Here is a 15,314-nt window from a genome sequence, read left to right as displayed (position 1 = left end):
CCCCTTCGGCCACCGGGTGACATAAATCGCGCGCGGATGGTTAGTTAGCGCGGCTAAGCTGTCGGGTTGTGAGTGACGACGTGGGGGTTGAGCAGCGCAAAGGCGTCCGCAAGCTGTTCGGCTCGATCGTCGTCGACACCCGGCCGCTCAAGATCCCCGCGTTCCGCCGCCTCTGGCTCTCCACCGCGGTCACCGCGATCGGCAGCCAGCTCACCGCCGTCGCGGTCCCCAAACAGGTCTTCGACCTCACCGGATCGTCCGCGTACGTCGGCCTGACCGGCCTGGTCGCCCTGATCCCGCTGCTCGTCTTCGGACTCTGGGGCGGCGCCATCGCGGACGCCGTCGACCGCCGCAAGCTGCTCCTCGTCACCAACGTCGGGGTCACGCTCACCTCGGTGGTCCTGTGGCTCCAGGCGTTCCTGAACGTCGGCTCCGTCTGGCTCGTGCTGGGCCTGCTCGCGGTCAACCAAGCGTTCTTCGCGGTCAACATGCCGACCCGCAGCGCCGTCGTGGCCCGGCTGGTCCCGGACAACCTGATCGCGCCCGCGACCGCGCTGAGCAGCACGATGGCCACCTTCGGCGCGGTCTTCGGCCCGCTGCTCGCCGGTTCGCTGATCCCGATCCTCGGCCTCTCGACGCTCTACCTGATCGACGTCCTCGCGCTGACCTTGACCCTCGTCGCGGTCTACCGGCTACCCCCGATCCCGCCGCTCGGCGAGATCGCGCGCCGGGCCGGGATCCGCGACATCATCGACGGCTTCAAATACCTGGCCACCCAGAAGATCCTGCTGGCCTCGTTCCTCGTCGACATCATCGCGATGGTCGCGGGCATGCCGCGCGCGCTGATCCCGGAGATGGCGGAGCGCACCTTCGGCGATCCGCCCGGCGGCGGTCCGGCGCTGGGCTGGCTGTACGCGGCGCTGCCCGCGGGCGCGATGCTGATCGGCCTGTTCTCCGGCTGGCTGACCAGGATCCGCAACCAGGGCGCGGGCGTGATCGTCTCGGTCTGCGTCTGGGGCGCCGCGGTCGCCGGTTTCGGGCTCGCGAACTCGCTGTGGCTCGCGGTGTTCTTCATGGCGCTCGCCGGCGCGGCCGACATGGTCAGCGCGATCTACCGGATGTCGATCCTGCAGGTCGCCACCACCGACGAGATGCGCGGACGGCTGCAGGGCGTGTTCACCGTCGTCGTCGCGGGCGGTCCGCGGATCGCCGACCTCACCCACGGCTGGGCCGCGGCCGGTGTCGGCACTGCCGCCGCGGCCTCCGGCGGCGGGGTGCTGGTCATCGTGCTGGTCGTCGGCGCGGCGCTGCTGATCCCGTCCTTCTGGCGGTACCGGGCCCCGGTGGACTGAGCCGTTCGGTCTATCGTCGGGCCCATGCGTATTTCACGGGCGATCATCCTGTTCGCCGCTGTCATCGCGACCCTTTCCGCCTGCTCGTCCGGCGATGAGAAGACGGACAACGCGGCCAAGCCGTCGAGCCAGGCCCCCTCGCCCTCCGCCGCGCCGAGTTCGTCGCCCGCTCCCACCGGTGGCGCCGGTGCGAAGGAGCCGTGCGCGCTGCTGCCCGCCGAGGCCGTCGGCAAGGCCGTCTCCATCCAGGGCGTGACGTCGGCGCCGGGCCCGGTGCAGGACAACGCCGCCAACGGGGGCAAGGCCAAGAGCTGCGTCTACTCGGCCGCCGGCAAGCAGATCGGCGCGCTCGCCGTGACCCGGTTCGAAGGCAACAAGATCAAGCCCGCCGAGATGGTCGCGGCGCTGAAGAAGGCGAAGCAGAACGCGAAGGACGTCGCCGGTGTCGGCGAGGGCGCCATCTATTACACCGACGAGAACAAGACCGCGACGCTGGCGGCCGCCGAACTCGTGGACAACGTCCCGGTGCTGGTCAACTACACCGGTCCGGCGAAGATGACGCAGGACATGATGACCCCGTTGGTGAAGACCGCGGTCGACGCCAACTGAGCGATTTACCCAGAAGCGGCCTTCGTCAACCCGTGACGAAGAACTGACCAAATCGGACTGTCGGCCACAGACGTGATGCGGCACACTCTTGCCGCATGGCGGACACGACGACAACAGAACAGACCGGTCCGGCCGGTCAGCCGAGCCTCAAACGGGTCATGGGTTCCAAGCTCCTGCTGTTCTTCGTGGTGGGGGACATCATCGGGACGGGCGTCTACGCGCTCACCGGGCAGGTGGCGGGCCGGGTGGGCGGCGCGCTCTGGCTGCCGTTCCTGATCGCGTTCGTGGTCGCGTTCATGACCGCGTTCAGCTACCTGGAACTGGTCGGGAAGTACCCGCAGGCGGCGGGGGCCGCGCTCTACACGCACAAGGCGTTCAAGATCCGCTTCCTCACCTTCATGGTGGCGTTCGCGGTGATGTGCTCCGGGATCACGTCGGCCTCGTCGGCGGCGAAGGCGTTCGGGGACACGTATCTCAAGGAGTTCATCACCGCGCCGATGCCGCTGGTGGCGATCCTGTTCGTGATCGGCCTCGCGCTGATCAACTTCCGCGGGGTCTCCGAATCGGTGAAGACCAACGTGGTGCTGACCTGCATCGAGATCGGCGGTCTGCTGATCATCATCGGGGTCGGCGTGTGGGCGGTGCTGAACGGCAACGGGGACGCCTCGCGGCTGGTCGAGTTCGACACCGAGAACCAGACGATGCTGGTGGCGATCACCTCGGCGACGTCGCTGGCGTTCTTCGCGATGGTCGGTTTCGAGGACTCGGTGAACATGGCCGAGGAGTGCAAGGACCCGATCCGGATCTTCCCGAAGGCGATGCTGTGGGGCATGGTCATCGCCGCGACCATCTACATCATGGTCTCGGTGACCTCTTCGCTGCTCGTGCCCGCGGACGATCTGGCGGCGGCCAAGAGCAGCGCGCTGCTGAAGGTGCTCGACGTCGGGGCACCCGGCTTCCCGCGCGAGGTGTTCTCCGCGATCGGTCTGTTCGCGGTCATCAACTCGGCGCTGATCAACATGCTGATGGCCAGCCGCCTGCTCTACGGCATGGCGAACCAGCGGATCATCCCGAAGCAGCTGGGCACCGTGCACCCGTTCCGCCGCAGCCCGTGGGTGGCGATCGTGTTCACCAGCCTGATCGCGATCGCCCTGGTGTCCTTTGTGGACATCGGCGTGCTCGGCGGCACCACGGCGTTGCTGCTGCTGGCGGTGTTCGCCATCGTCAACGTCGCGGTGCTGGTGCTGCGCAAGGAAAAGGTTTCGCACAAGCATTTCCGCGCGCCGACGATCGTCCCGGTGCTGGCCGCGATCTTCTGCGTCTACCTGGTGACGCCGTTGTCCGGACGGCCCGCGCGCGACTACAAGGTCGCCGCGATCCTGCTCGGCGTCGGCATCGTGCTGTGGGGGATCAACTGGCTCGTCATGCGGGCCACGCACAGTGAAGAAGACCGGCGGCCCATCGAGCCGCCGGTCGGCTAGCCGCGGCTGAGCGCCTGGTACTCCACCGGGCTGTGGGCCGAGAACACGGTGACGTCGTCGGCGTGTTCTCGGCTCAGCTCGCGCAGCCGCTCGACGTTCTCCAAGCGCGGTTTGCGCAGCGTCTGCACCATGTTCTGGAACGCGGTCATCCCCGGCGGGCAATGCGGTTTCACCGGGTCCATCTGACCGTGGAAGAAGTACGCGTCGCCCGCGTGCAGCAGCCAGCCGTCGCCGGTGTCGACCGCGACACCGGTGTGGCCCTTGGTGTGTCCTGCGAGCGGCACCAGCAGGATCTCCGGCGGCAGGCCCTTCAGCTCGCGGACGGCCTGGAAGCCGAACCAGTCGTCGCCTGCCTCGTCGTACATGCTCCACAGTGGACGGTGGGCGAACTGGTTGGCGCGGAAGCGGAGCTTCTCGCTCTGGTTCGACGGCGCCGTCGCCGCGTCGTGCTCCGCGGTGCGGACGTGCACGACGGCGTTCGGGAAGTCCGCGAGCCCGCCCGCGTGGTCGACGTCGAGGTGGGTGCAGATGATGTGCCGGACGTCTTCGAGCTTGTGGCCGAGCGCCTCGACGTGGTGGGCCGCAGTCTCCGTCTCGACCGGCTTCGCGCCGACCATGATCGTGAACGGCGTGCCGAGCCAGGCGCCGGGGTTCGCGACTCCTTTGCGGCCGAAGCCGGTGTCCACCAGCACGAGGCCGTCGCCGGTCTCGATGAGCAGGCAGTGCGCCACCAGCTCCGAGCGGCGCAGGAGCCCGGGCTGGCCGTCGAGCAGCTTGCCTCCCGGTGCGCGCATCGTGCCGCAGTTCAGGTGGTGCACCTTCATAGCCTGCTCCTCTGGCTGAGCCGTTCGAATGCGGTGGCGTCGTGCGCGGCGAAGACCGTCACTTCGGCACCGTTGTTACTGACAAGTTCGCGCAGCCGGCGCTGGTTGTCCAGTCGTGCCGTCTTCTCCGTCTGCATGTACGACTCGAAGAAGCCCAAAGCGGCGGGGATGTGCGGCTTTTGCTCCAGTTCGCCGCCGTGGAAGACGGCGTCGCCCGCGTTGAGAAGCCAACCGTCACCCGTGTCGATCGCGATCCCGGCGTGGCCGCGGGTGTGCCCGGCGAGGGGGATGAGCAGGACGTCCGGGACGCCTTCGAGCTCGCGGACCGCGTCGAAACCGAACCACGGCTCGCCGTCGGCGCGGTACGAGCGCCAGACCGGCCCATGGTCGAACTGGACCTTGCGGTAGCGGCTCGCCTCCTTGCGGTCGATCGGCTTCTCCAGTGCCTGGAGCTCGCGGGCGTGGACGTGGACCCGTGCCTGGGGGAAGTCGACGAGCCCGCCCGCGTGGTCGAGGTCGAGGTGGGTGAGCACGATGTCGCGCACGTCGGCCGGGTCGAAGCCGAGCTTGCGGATCTGGGTGGTGGCGCTGAGGTCGTCGTCGCTGTCGGGGTGCACCAGCCGGACGAAACCGGCGCCGAGCCATTCGACCGGCCGGGTGACGGTGGGGGTCCCGACACCGGTCTCGATGAGCACGAGCCCGTTGTCGGTCTCCAGCAGAAGGCAGTGACAGATCAGCTCGGCGCGGCGGAAGAGCCCGGGCTTGCCGTCGACGAGCTTGCCGCCGATCGGCCGCATGGTTCCGCAGTTCAGGTGATGGACGCGCATCAGGAGAGCTCCCGTTCGAGTGTAGCGCGGAGGTGAGGGGCGATCGCGCGCAGTGGCGCGGTGTCGTGCAACGTCTTGGCCAGCAGCAAGCCGCCCTCGATGGCGGCGAGGACGACCGTCGCCAGTTGGTCCGCCTTGTCGGTGTCCAGCGCGTCGGCGATGACGGTGTGCCAGGACTTGTAGCCGTCGGCGCAGGCCTGGCGGATCGCCTCGCTGTCCCCCGACGCGTCGAGCGCGACCGTCGCCAGCGGGCAGCCGCGCTGGAAATCCGACTCCTCCAACGAGGTCGCCAGCGCGTCGACCACGTTCTCGATACCGGTGACGATGTCGGGCGCGTTCGCGGCGATCGTGCGCAGCTGCTCGCAGAGCCGGTCGGCGGACTGGCGGATGGCCTCGGCGGCCAGCTGCTCCTTGCCGCCGGGGAAGTGGAAGTAGAGCGAGCCCTTGGGCGCGCCGACGGCGGCGACGAGCTGGTTGAGCCCGGTGGCGTGGTAACCCTGCTGGTGGAAGAGGTCGGCGGCGGAGTCGAGCATGCGCTGCCGGGTGTCGGTGCGGCGAACCATGTGGCCGACTGTAGCTCAAACTATGACGACCGGTCTAGTAAATCTCGGGTGATCCAACTCCGATCTCGCGTGATTGGAGGCGTAACTCGCGTGATCAGACGCCGCACTCATGAGTTCGGCGTCTGATCACGTGAGTTACGTGTCTGATCACGTGAGTCGCGTCTTGCCGCTCACAAGGCAGGTAACGTCCGACCCGTGTACACGCCCTACGCCGAACTCGACCAGGTCCTCACCGGCCTGGTCGCCTCGGCCCGCGAGATCCTCGGCGACACCTACGTCGGCGCGTACGTCCAGGGCTCCTTCGCGCTCGGCGCCGGTGACCTCCACAGCGACTGCGACTTCATCATCGCGACCACCGAACCGCCGAGCGGCCGGGTCGAAGCCGACCTCCGCGTGCTCCATGACGAACTCCCCACCGGAGAAGGCTTCTGGTGCAAGGAAATCGAGGGCTCTTACGCGGACATCGCGTCACTGAAGACCAGTCAGGGGCTCGGCACTCCGTGGCTGTACTGCGACCACGGCCATCGCGTCCTGATCTGGGACACCCACTGCAACAGCCTCCACACGCGCTGGATCCTGCGCCATAAGGGCATCGTGCTCGACGGCCCGCCGATCGCGAGCCTGGTCGACGAGCCGCCGCCGGACGCGATGCGCGCGGCGATGCGCGAGGAGCTGCACGGCTTGGTCGACGGCGTCCGGACGTGGGCGCCCTTCGACATCGCCTGGACGCAGCGCTACATCGTGTCGACTTGTTGCCGCGTGCTCTACACGTTGCGCACGGCCGAGGTCGAGTCGAAACGAGGCGCCCTCGAATGGGCGCGCGAGCGGCTCGATCCGCGCTGGCGCCCGTTGCTCACGCAGGTGCTCCAAGACCGCGAACTCGGCTGGGACCCCGGCGATCCGCCGCGTCCGGGCAGCCTCGAAGCGGCCTGCGAATTCGCCGCGTACGCCGAGTCGCTAGACGCCGATCGCCGACGCTGACCCGCCGAACTGTTGCCGCAGCTCGCGTTTGAGCAGCTTGCCGGACGCGTTCTTCGGCAGTTCGCCGACGAAATGCACCGACTTCGGCACCTTGTGTGCCGCCAGCGACTTCTTGGCGAACTCGATCAGTTCCGCTTCGTCGACGGGTTCCTTCACCACGACCACCGCGGCGATCGCCTCGATCCACCGTTCGTGTGGCAGGCCGACGACGGCGACCTCGGCCACGGCGGGATGCGCGTACAGCGCGTCTTCCACCTCGCGCGACGCGACGAGCACGCCGCCGGTGTTGACGACGTCCTTGATCCGGTCGACGACGAACAGATAGCCTTCTTCGTCCTGCCGCACCAGATCACCGGAATGGAACCAGCCGCCCGCGAAAGCCTCCACCGACTCCTCGGGCTTGCCCCAGTAACCCGTGCACAGCTGGGGAGAGCGATAGACGACCTCGCCGAGTTCGCCCGGCGGGAGGTCGTTCATCTCGGCGTCCACCACCCGCGTCTCGACGAAAAGGATCGGGCGGCCGACGGAATCCGGGCGTGCGTTGTGCTCTTCGGGCCGCAGGACCGTCGCGAGTGGACCGATCTCCGATTGACCGAAGCAGTTGTAGAACCCGACTTCCGGCAGCCGCGCGCGGAGCGCGTTCAGCACCGGGACGGGCATGATCGACGCGCCGTAGTACGCCTTGGTGAGGCAGCTCAGATCCGCGTCCGCGAGGCCGGGATGGTTCGCGAGTCCCACCCAGACGGTCGGCGGGAAGAACAGGGAAGTGATGCCCTGGCGGGGAATCCGCGCCAGGATGTCGCCGAGATCGGGCCCCTCGACGAGATGGTTCGTCGCGCCGACGGCCAGCCCGGGCATGAGGAACACGTGCATCTGCGCCGAGTGGTACAACGGCAACGCGTGCAGCGGCACGTCGCGGTCGCTCAGATCGAGCGCGGCGATGCAGGACGAGTACTCGTGCACCAGCGCGCGATGGGTGAGCATCGCGCCCTTCGGCCGCGAGGTCGTCCCGGACGTGTAGAGCAGCTGGACGAGGTCGTCGTCCGAGACCCCGGATTCCTCGTGCGGCACGACGGCTTCGTCCAGTGCCCACTCCAGAACGTCCACTGTGGACACATGCTCGATACCGACGTGCTCGGCCAGCGCGGGGTCGACGAAGGCGACGGCGGGCTCGGACTGCGTGAGCAGGTACTCGAGTTCCTCGCCGCGGGCGTTGAAGTTCACCGGCACGTGCACCAGCCCGGCCCGCGCGCAACCGAGGTACAGCAACAGATACGCGTCGGAATTCTTGCCGAAGGCCGCGACCCGGTCACCGTGGACGAGCCCGCGATCGAGCAGCTTCGCCGCGACCCGGCCCGCCGCGCGGTCGAGTTCCGCGTACGTCCACACGCGATCGGCGAACGTGAGGGCGACCCGGCCCGGGACGCGGCGCGCGCTCCGTTCCAGAACGCGGCCGACGGTGCTGGGGTAGCCGGGAACGGTCATCGCGGCGGTCTCCTTCGTCCGGGCGTGGCGTTCTCACAGTAACCTCGTCGGCATGGCCAATCCCACCGGAGAGCAGTTCGAGATCACCCGCGGCAACGCGCGAGCCGTCGTCACCGAGATCGGTGCCGGGTTGCGCGCGTTCGAGGTCGGCGGGGTGCCCTACGTCGAGGCGTTCGCCGAGGACGAGAAGCCACCGAAGGGCGCCGGGCAGGTACTGCTGCCCTGGCCGAACCGCACCAAGGGCGGCCAGTGGGACTACCACGGCGAGAAACAGCAGCTCCCGATCACCGAAGAGGCGCGCGGCAACGCGATCCACGGCCTGACCAGGCACGAGGAGTGGGAGCTCCTCGAACACGCGGAGTCGTCGATCACCCTGGCCATCGACGTCCCGGCGCAGGAAGGCTGGCCGGTGCCGCTGCACGCGACGATCACCTACGAGATCTCGCCGCGCGAGCTGGTCGTCACGCATGAGATCCGCAACGAGGGCGAGAGCCCCATCGGAGTCGGGCTCGGCACGCACCCGTACTTCCGCATCGGCGACGTGCCCACCGACGAGCTGACCCTGACGCTGCCCGCGAGCCGCGTCCGGCCGTATCTCGGCGACGAGCAGATGCCGTACGCCGACGAGCAGGACGTCGAGGGGACCGAGTACGACTTCCGGTCCGGCAAGCTGCTCGAAGGTGTCGACCTGGACACGGCGTTCGGCGGGCTGGCCGTCGCCGAGGACGGCAACCACCATCACGTCCTCTCGCACGAGGACCGGGAGCTGCTGGTCTGGGCCGGGCCGGATTTCCGCTGGGCGCAGGTCTTCACCCCGGACGACCTGGTCGGCCGCGGCCGGGCGGTGGCGATCGAGCCGATGACCTGTCCCGCCGACGCGCTCAACACCGGCACCGACCTGATCGAGCTGGAGCCCGCGTCGTCGTGGACCGGGAGCTGGGGAATCCGGGTGCGCTGAGATGTCGCTGCTCCGCCTGGGGCCCGCCGACGCGGGCGAGGTGCTCACACTGCAGCGCGCGGCGTACGTCCCGGAGGCCAGGGCGCACGAGAACATCGACCTCCGGCCGCTGACGGAGACCTTCGAGCAGACCAAAGCGGCTCTGGGTGATCCCGCGTGTTCCACCTGGGGCATCAGGGAATCCGGGCGGCTGGTGGCGAGCGTCCGGATCGTCGTGGACGGCGGCGCCGGTCTCGTCGGCAGGCTCATCGTCGCCCCGGACAGGCAGGGACACGGCCTCGGCAGCTCCTTGCTGCTCGCCGCCGAAGACGCCGCGCCGCCTTCGGTGACCGTGTTCCGCCTGTTCACCGGGGAGCGGAGCGCGGGGCCGCTGCGGATGTACCGGAAGCTCGGCTACGTCGAGACGCACCGCACGCGCGAGAAGCACTACGAACTGGTCCATTTCGAAAAGCCCCGCGTGCGGACCGGCGGCCCAGTTCGTTAGCGTGTCAAAGTATGTCTGACAAAGCACAGGTCAAGGCCATCGTCGGTGGTTACGTCGTCCCGGTCGACGGTGATCCCATCGACGGCGGCACGGTCCTCATCGAGAACGGGAAGATCGCCGCGGTCGGCACGGACGCCGACGTCGACATCCCCGACGACGCCGAACTGATCGACGCCGCGGGCAGCTGGGTGCTGCCCGGGTTCATCGACGCGCACGCCCACCTCGGCGTGCACGAAGACGGCGAAGGCTGGTCCGGGAACGACACCAACGAGATGACCGACCCCAACGGCGCGCGGTTCCGCGCGATCGACGGGATCGACCCGTACGAGCCCGGTTTCGACGACGCGCTCGCGGGCGGCGTCACCAGCGTCGTCATCAAACCCGGCTCGGGGAACCCCATCGGCGGGCAGACGATCGGCGTCAAGACCTGGGGCCGGACCGTGCTCGACATGATCTTCGCCGAGGGCGTCAGCGTGAAGAGCGCGCTCGGCGAGAACCCGAAGCGCGTGTACGGCGAGAAGAAGCAGACGCCGTCGACCAGGCTCGGCGTCGCGTCGACCATCCGCGACGCCTTCACCGCCGCGCGCAACTACGCCGCCCAGCGCGAGCACGCCGCCGGCGAGGGCAAGCCGTTCGACGTTGACCTCACCAAGGAGACGCTGGCCAAGGTCCTGGACGGGGAGCTGTACTGGGACCAGCACGTCCACCGCGCCGACGACATGGTCACCGCGATCCGGCTGGCCGACGAGTTCGGCTACAAACTGGTGATCAACCACGGCACCGAAGGCCACCTGATCGCGGATCTGCTCGCCGAACGGGACGTGCCGGTGATCCTCGGGCCGCTGTTCACCACCAAATCCAAAGTGGAGCTGCGCAACCGCACGCTGCGCGCGCCCGGCATCCTCGCCAGGGCGGGCGTGAAGATCGCGATCACCACGGACCACCCGGTCGTGCCGATCAACTTCCTGGTGTACCAGGCCGCGCTGTCGGTGAAGGACGGGCTCGACCCGGAGACCGCGCTGAAGGCGCTGACCGTCAACCCGGCCGCGATGCTGGACCTCGACGACCAGGTCGGCTCGCTGAAGCCGGGCCTCGACGCCGACGTGGTCATCTGGTCGGGCGACCCGCTGGACGTGATGAACCGGGCGATGCGCGTGTTCGTGCGCGGTCGCGAGGTCTACCACTTCGACGAGGAGACCGGGGTCGGCGTCGCCGAAGACCGGCGTTACCGCGAGGCCTGAGCCGGATCTCAGGCTTGGGGTGTGATGTGAAAGCCACTTTCGCAACCTTCAACGTTGCGAAAGTGGCTTTCACATCATGGAGGACGGGCGTTGCGCGAGTTGCGAGAGCGGTCAGCCTTTCCGCAGTTCCCGCGCGATCACCATGCGCTGGATCTGGTTCGTGCCCTCGAAGATCTGCGGCACCTTCGCCTCCCGCATGTACCGCTCCACCGGGAAGTCCTTCGTGTAGCCGGCGCCGCCGAGAACCTGCACGGCGTCGGTGGTCACCTTCATCGCGCCGTCGGTCGCGACGAGTTTCGCGATGGACGCCTGCCGCTGGAACGGCAGCCCGCGGTCACGGCGGCGGGCCGCGTCGAGGTACATCGCGCGGGACGTCTCGACGGTCGCGGCCATGTCGGCCAGCAGGAACTCCAGGCCCTGGAACTCGATGATCGGCCGCCCGAACTGCGTGCGGCCCTTCGCGTACTCGAGCGCCTCGTCCAGCGCGGCCTGCGCGAGCCCGACGGCGCACGCGGCGATGCCCAGCCGTCCGGAGCTGAGCGACGACAGCGCGATCTTCAGCCCCTGACCCTCCTCGCCGATCCGGCGTTCGGCGTCGACGGCGGCGTCTTCGAACATCAGCTGTGCCGTGGTCGAGCCGGTGAGGCCCATTTTCCGCTCGGGCGGCGCGGCCGAGAGGCCCGGCGTCGCCGCGTCGACGAGCAGGCAGCTGATGCCCTGCCCGCCCTCGTCGCTGGTACGCACCATCGTCGTGTAGAAGTCGGCCTCACCCGCGTGGGTGATCCACGCCTTCGTGCCGTTCACGACGTACTGGTCGCCGTCGAGCCGCGCGCGCGTGGACAGCGCGGCCGCGTCGGAGCCGGCGTGGGTCTCCGAGAGCGCGTACGCGCCCAGCAGGCCGCCTTCGAGCATCGAGGGCAGCCAGCGGTCACGCTGTTCGTCGGTGCCGTGGTGCGCCAGCGCGAAGCAGGACATCGTGTGCACGGAGAGCCCGACGCCCACCGACATCCACGCGGCGGCGATCTCCTCCAGAACCTGCAGGTAGACCTCGTACGGCAGCTCGCCGCCACCCCAGCGTTCCGCGTACGGCAGGCCGAGGAGCCCGGCCTGTCCGAGCAGCCGGAACTGCTCGCGCGGGAAGTGCGCGGTCTCTTCGTACTTGCTCGCGATCGGCGCGAGTTCCTCGCGCGCGATCTCCTTGGCCAGGTCGATCAGGTCCTGGGCCTCGGTGCTGGGCAGCAGACGGTCCGCCGGCATGGCTCCTCCGAGCTGAACGGTACTAAAAACAGTACTGTGGGCTGATTCAGCGTACAGTAGACGGTGCTGGGGGTACACCGTTCGCGTAGGGGATAGTGATCCGATGACCTCGCGCCGCCAGCCCACCGCGCGTCAGAGAGCGCTGCTCTCGGAACTCGAAGCGCTCTTCCTCGCCGAAGGGTTTTCCCAGTTCACGCTGGACGACCTGGCCGCGAGGCTCCGCTGCTCGAAGTCGACCCTCTACGCGCTCGCTCCCAGCAAGGAGCAGCTCGCGGTGAAGGTCGTCACCCACTTTTTCAAGGGGGCCGCCGAGCTGCTGGAGGAGCGGATCGCCGGGATCGACGACGCCCGCAAGATCCTCGGCGAGTATCTCGCCGGGATCTCCGAATACCTGAATCGCGCCTCGGCCGCTTTCATGACCGACATCGCCGAATTCGCGCCGGCGCGGGACGCCTATCAGCTCAACAGCCGCGCCGCGGCCGCCCGGATCCGGTCGTTCATCGACCGAGGGGTCACCGACGGTGTTTTCCGTGAGGTGCACGCGCGGCTGATCGCCGAAATGGCGGGACTGATCATCGAGGGAATCCAGACCGGCGTGATCGGCCAGCGCACCGGGGTGACCGACGCCGAAGCGTTCACCGCGCTGTCGGAACTCCTCCTTGGCGGTATTGCGACAAAAAATGTCCTGAACTGACAATTCTGGTGGTGGAACCACCGCCTCGGCTAGCATCGCGCCCGTGATCGTGGTGGGTGGAGAGGCGCTGGTCGACCTCGTTCCTGGTGAACCGTTGGATTCCACTGTGGACGGTGGGTTGCGCGCGCTGCTGCCCCGGATGGGGGGTGGTCCCTACAACGTCGCGCTCGCCGCCGGACGGCTCGGCGTCCCGACGGGTTTCCTCTCGCGCGTCTCGAGCGACCGTTTCGGGGTCGCGCTGGTGGACCGGCTGCACGCCTCCGGCGTCGACACCGCGTTGCTGCAGCGGGGAAACGAGCCGACGACGCTCGCCGTGGTCGCGCTCGACGAGAAGGGTTCCGCCCGGTACACCTTCTACACCGAGGGCACCGCGGACCGGCTCGTCGCCGACCCCGGCCCGCTCCCCGAAGATGTGACGGCGCTCTCCCTCGGCACCCTCGGCATGGTCCTGGAGCCGGGTGCGAGCACCTACGAAACGCTGTTGCGCCGCGAATCCGCGCGCGGCGTGCTGACCGTGCTCGATCCGAACATCCGTGCGGCGCTGATCGAGGATCCGGCGGCGTACCGGGCGCGGTTCGAGTCCTGGCTGCCGCATGTCCGCCTGCTCAAGATCTCCGACGACGACACGGAATGGCTCGCCGAAGGCGCCGACCCGGTCGACGCGGCAAAGGTCTGGACCTCTTGCGGAGTCGATGCCGTCGTGCTCACCCGAGGCGCGCAGGGGTTGTCCGTCATCACACGAGCGGGCGAAATCGCGCAGGTCCCGTCACGCCGGGTCGACGTCGTCGACACGATCGGCGCCGGTGACACCGTGCAAGGCGCCCTCCTGGCGTGGCTGTACTCGAACGGCGTGCGCGACGTGTCCACTCTCGACGCCGACGGCTGGCGGTCGGCGCTCGAATTCGCGGCGAAAGCGGCGTCGATCACCGTCTCGCGGAGTGGGGCGGAACCGCCGACGGCCGAAGATATGGCATCCGCCGTGTGAACCTGGTCCCAAAGGGGCTGTTGTGAGCAACTCACCCGCTGCGCGTTGACCCCATTCTCGACTAGCGTGGAGGGGAATTCATACCCCAGCGGGGCGGTGTGCAGCGAGGCCGTGGGTCACGCGCGTGAAAGAGGGCGTACCTGTGGAACCTACAGGCGCCGCCGGCCCGTGCTGAACGTGAGAGGGACTTACATGTCCGACGCGACGACGGCTGCGGGGCAGTCCGGCGAGACCGCGACGCTGCGCCTGCCCAACGGCGAGCACGAGTTCAAGGTGATCCACCCGGTGGAGGGTGCGCCTGGGATCGAGCTGGGGAAGCTGCTGGCGACGACCGGGTACATCACCCACGACCCGGGGTTCGTGAACACCGGCGCCGCGTCCTCGGCCATCACCTACATCGACGGTGACGCCGGCATCCTGCGCTACCGCGGGTACCCGATCGAGCAGCTGGCCGAGAAGTCGACCTTCATCGAGGTCTCGTACCTGCTCATCTACGGCGAGCTGCCCACCCAGACGCAGCTGTCGGAGTTCACCGAGAAGATCCAGCGCCACACTCTGCTGCACGAAGACCTGAAGGCCTTCTTCAGCGGCTTCCCGCGCGACGCGCACCCGATGCCGGTGCTGTCCAGCGCCGTATCCGCGCTGTCGACCTTCTACCAGGACTCGCTCAACCCGTTCGACGAACCGAACGTCGAGCTGTCCACCATCCGCCTGCTGGCCAAGGTCCCGACCCTGGCCGCGTACGCGTACAAGAAGTCCGTCGGCCAGCCGCTGCTGTACCCGGACAACTCGCTCGGCCTGGTCGAGAACTTCCTGCGGATGACCTTCGGCTTCCCGGCCGAGCCCTACGAGGTCGACCCGGACGTCGCCAAGGCGCTCGACCTGCTGTTCATCCTGCACGCCGACCACGAGCAGAACTGCTCCACCTCGACCGTGCGCCTCGTCGGCTCCTCCGAGGCGAACCTGTTCGCCTCGATCTCGGCCGGCATCAACGCGCTGTTCGGCCCGCTGCACGGTGGCGCCAACAGCGCGGTCCTGGACATGCTCGAGGGCATCCAGGCCGAGGGCGGCGACGTCGCGAACTTCGTCCAGCGCGTGAAGAACAAGGAAAAGGGTGTCCGCCTGATGGGCTTCGGGCACCGGGTCTACAAGAACTACGACCCGCGCGCGAAGATCATCAAGAACACCGCGGACGAGATCCTCTCCAAGCTCAAGGGCGGCGACCAGCTGCTCGACATCGCGAAGAAGCTGGAAGAGACCGCGCTCTCGGACGACTACTTCATCGAGCGCAAGCTGTACCCGAACGTCGACTTCTACACCGGCCTGATCTACCGGGCGCTCGGCTTCCCGACGAAGTACTTCACCGTGCTGTTCGCGCTCGGCCGCCTGCCGGGCTGGATCGCGCACTGGCGCGAGATGATCCAGGACCCGGCCACCAAGATCGGCCGCCCGCGGCAGATCTACACCGGCTACGCGTCGCGGGACTACGCGCCCATCTCGGAGCGCTGACCCTCCCTCCCGCAAGTGCAATGAAAGGTCCTTTCCTCGCAAAATTTGCGAGGAAAGGACCTTT

General features: G+C 68.3%; 15 protein-coding genes. 10 read left to right on the top strand and 5 right to left on the bottom strand.

Going from position 1 to position 15,314, the window contains the following annotated elements; all coding sequences use genetic code 11:
* Window positions 1–68: 68 nt before the first annotated feature.
* From AMK34_RS12055 to AMK34_RS12045, 3 genes are all read left to right on the top strand, one after another.
* Entirely contained in the window at window positions 69–1,352 is a 1,284-nt protein-coding gene (locus tag AMK34_RS12055; RefSeq protein ID WP_073845264.1) for an MFS transporter, read from the top strand.
* Between the two features lie 24 nt (window positions 1,353–1,376).
* Window positions 1,377–1,961: a DUF3558 family protein gene (locus tag AMK34_RS12050; protein ID WP_073845262.1), complete on the top strand. Its 585-nt coding sequence runs from the start codon at window positions 1,377–1,379 to the stop codon at window positions 1,959–1,961.
* A 95-nt stretch (window positions 1,962–2,056) separates the two neighbouring features.
* Entirely contained in the window at window positions 2,057–3,442 is a 1,386-nt protein-coding gene (locus AMK34_RS12045; RefSeq protein WP_073845260.1) for an APC family permease, read from the top strand.
* Here AMK34_RS12045 and AMK34_RS12040 read toward each other — a convergent pair.
* Genes AMK34_RS12040 through AMK34_RS12030 form a run of 3 tightly spaced genes read right to left on the bottom strand, consistent with a single transcriptional unit; the run spans window position 3,439 to window position 5,656 of the window.
* A complete protein-coding gene (locus tag AMK34_RS12040; RefSeq protein WP_038507963.1) occupies window positions 3,439–4,266 on the bottom strand; it encodes an MBL fold metallo-hydrolase in 828 nt (275 codons plus the stop codon). The genes AMK34_RS12045 and AMK34_RS12040 overlap by 4 nt on opposite strands.
* On the bottom strand, window positions 4,263–5,093 hold the full coding sequence (locus tag AMK34_RS12035) for an MBL fold metallo-hydrolase (protein WP_073845258.1): 831 nt from the start codon (window positions 5,091–5,093) through the stop codon (window positions 4,263–4,265). Before AMK34_RS12035 ends, AMK34_RS12040 begins: the two co-directional genes overlap by 4 nt.
* Complete coding sequence (locus tag AMK34_RS12030; RefSeq protein WP_073845256.1) at window positions 5,093–5,656, bottom strand: TetR/AcrR family transcriptional regulator; 564 nt, start codon at window positions 5,654–5,656, stop codon at window positions 5,093–5,095. The genes AMK34_RS12035 and AMK34_RS12030 overlap by 1 nt, the downstream gene beginning before the upstream one ends.
* A gap of 195 nt (window positions 5,657–5,851) precedes the next feature.
* Between AMK34_RS12030 and AMK34_RS12025 the strand changes: the two genes are divergently transcribed.
* A complete protein-coding gene (locus tag AMK34_RS12025) occupies window positions 5,852–6,637 on the top strand; it encodes an aminoglycoside adenylyltransferase domain-containing protein (RefSeq protein WP_073845254.1) in 786 nt (261 codons plus the stop codon).
* On the opposite strand, the gene AMK34_RS12020 is transcribed toward AMK34_RS12025, so the two are convergent.
* Window positions 6,614–8,122 (bottom strand): fatty acyl-CoA synthetase, encoded by a 1,509-nt coding sequence (locus AMK34_RS12020; RefSeq protein WP_073845253.1) that lies wholly within the window; start codon window positions 8,120–8,122, stop codon window positions 6,614–6,616. The two genes, AMK34_RS12025 and AMK34_RS12020, sit on opposite strands and share 24 nt — an antisense overlap.
* A gap of 52 nt (window positions 8,123–8,174) precedes the next feature.
* Between AMK34_RS12020 and AMK34_RS12015 the strand changes: the two genes are divergently transcribed.
* The 3 genes from AMK34_RS12015 to AMK34_RS12005 are packed head-to-tail and all read left to right on the top strand — an operon-like array spanning window position 8,175 to window position 10,805.
* Window positions 8,175–9,080, top strand: coding sequence for an aldose 1-epimerase family protein (locus AMK34_RS12015; RefSeq protein WP_073845251.1), 906 nt, complete (start codon window positions 8,175–8,177; stop codon window positions 9,078–9,080).
* A gap of 1 nt (window position 9,081) precedes the next feature.
* The gene (locus AMK34_RS12010) at window positions 9,082–9,564 is read left to right on the top strand and encodes a GNAT family N-acetyltransferase (RefSeq protein WP_073845249.1); all 483 of its coding nucleotides are present in this window, start codon (window positions 9,082–9,084) and stop codon (window positions 9,562–9,564) included.
* An 11-nt stretch (window positions 9,565–9,575) separates the two neighbouring features.
* Window positions 9,576–10,805 (top strand): amidohydrolase, encoded by a 1,230-nt coding sequence (locus AMK34_RS12005; RefSeq protein ID WP_073845247.1) that lies wholly within the window; start codon window positions 9,576–9,578, stop codon window positions 10,803–10,805.
* Window positions 10,806–10,916: 111 nt separating this feature from the next.
* Here the strand turns inward: AMK34_RS12005 and AMK34_RS12000 are convergent, their stop codons facing one another.
* Window positions 10,917–12,062: an acyl-CoA dehydrogenase family protein gene (locus tag AMK34_RS12000; protein ID WP_073845245.1), complete on the bottom strand. Its 1,146-nt coding sequence runs from the start codon at window positions 12,060–12,062 to the stop codon at window positions 10,917–10,919.
* Between the two features lie 103 nt (window positions 12,063–12,165).
* On the opposite strand from AMK34_RS12000, the gene AMK34_RS11995 reads away from it, so the two are divergent.
* The 3 genes from AMK34_RS11995 (at window position 12,166) to AMK34_RS11985 (ending at window position 15,250) form a co-directional block, all read left to right on the top strand.
* Window positions 12,166–12,756, top strand: coding sequence for a TetR/AcrR family transcriptional regulator (locus tag AMK34_RS11995; protein ID WP_037347986.1), 591 nt, complete (start codon window positions 12,166–12,168; stop codon window positions 12,754–12,756).
* Between the two features lie 43 nt (window positions 12,757–12,799).
* The gene (locus AMK34_RS11990; protein WP_073845243.1) at window positions 12,800–13,741 is read left to right on the top strand and encodes a carbohydrate kinase family protein; all 942 of its coding nucleotides are present in this window, start codon (window positions 12,800–12,802) and stop codon (window positions 13,739–13,741) included.
* A gap of 192 nt (window positions 13,742–13,933) precedes the next feature.
* Window positions 13,934–15,250: a citrate synthase gene (locus AMK34_RS11985; protein WP_051972324.1), complete on the top strand. Its 1,317-nt coding sequence runs from the start codon at window positions 13,934–13,936 to the stop codon at window positions 15,248–15,250.
* Window positions 15,251–15,314 lie beyond the last annotated feature (64 nt).

It is taken from the genome of Amycolatopsis sp. CB00013, from assembly GCF_001905755.1.
GTDB classification, from domain to species: Bacteria; Actinomycetota; Actinomycetes; order Mycobacteriales; family Pseudonocardiaceae; genus Amycolatopsis; species Amycolatopsis japonica.
The sequence above is the reverse complement of the archived record's forward strand: the minus strand, read 5'-3'. Positions and strand labels throughout refer to the sequence as shown.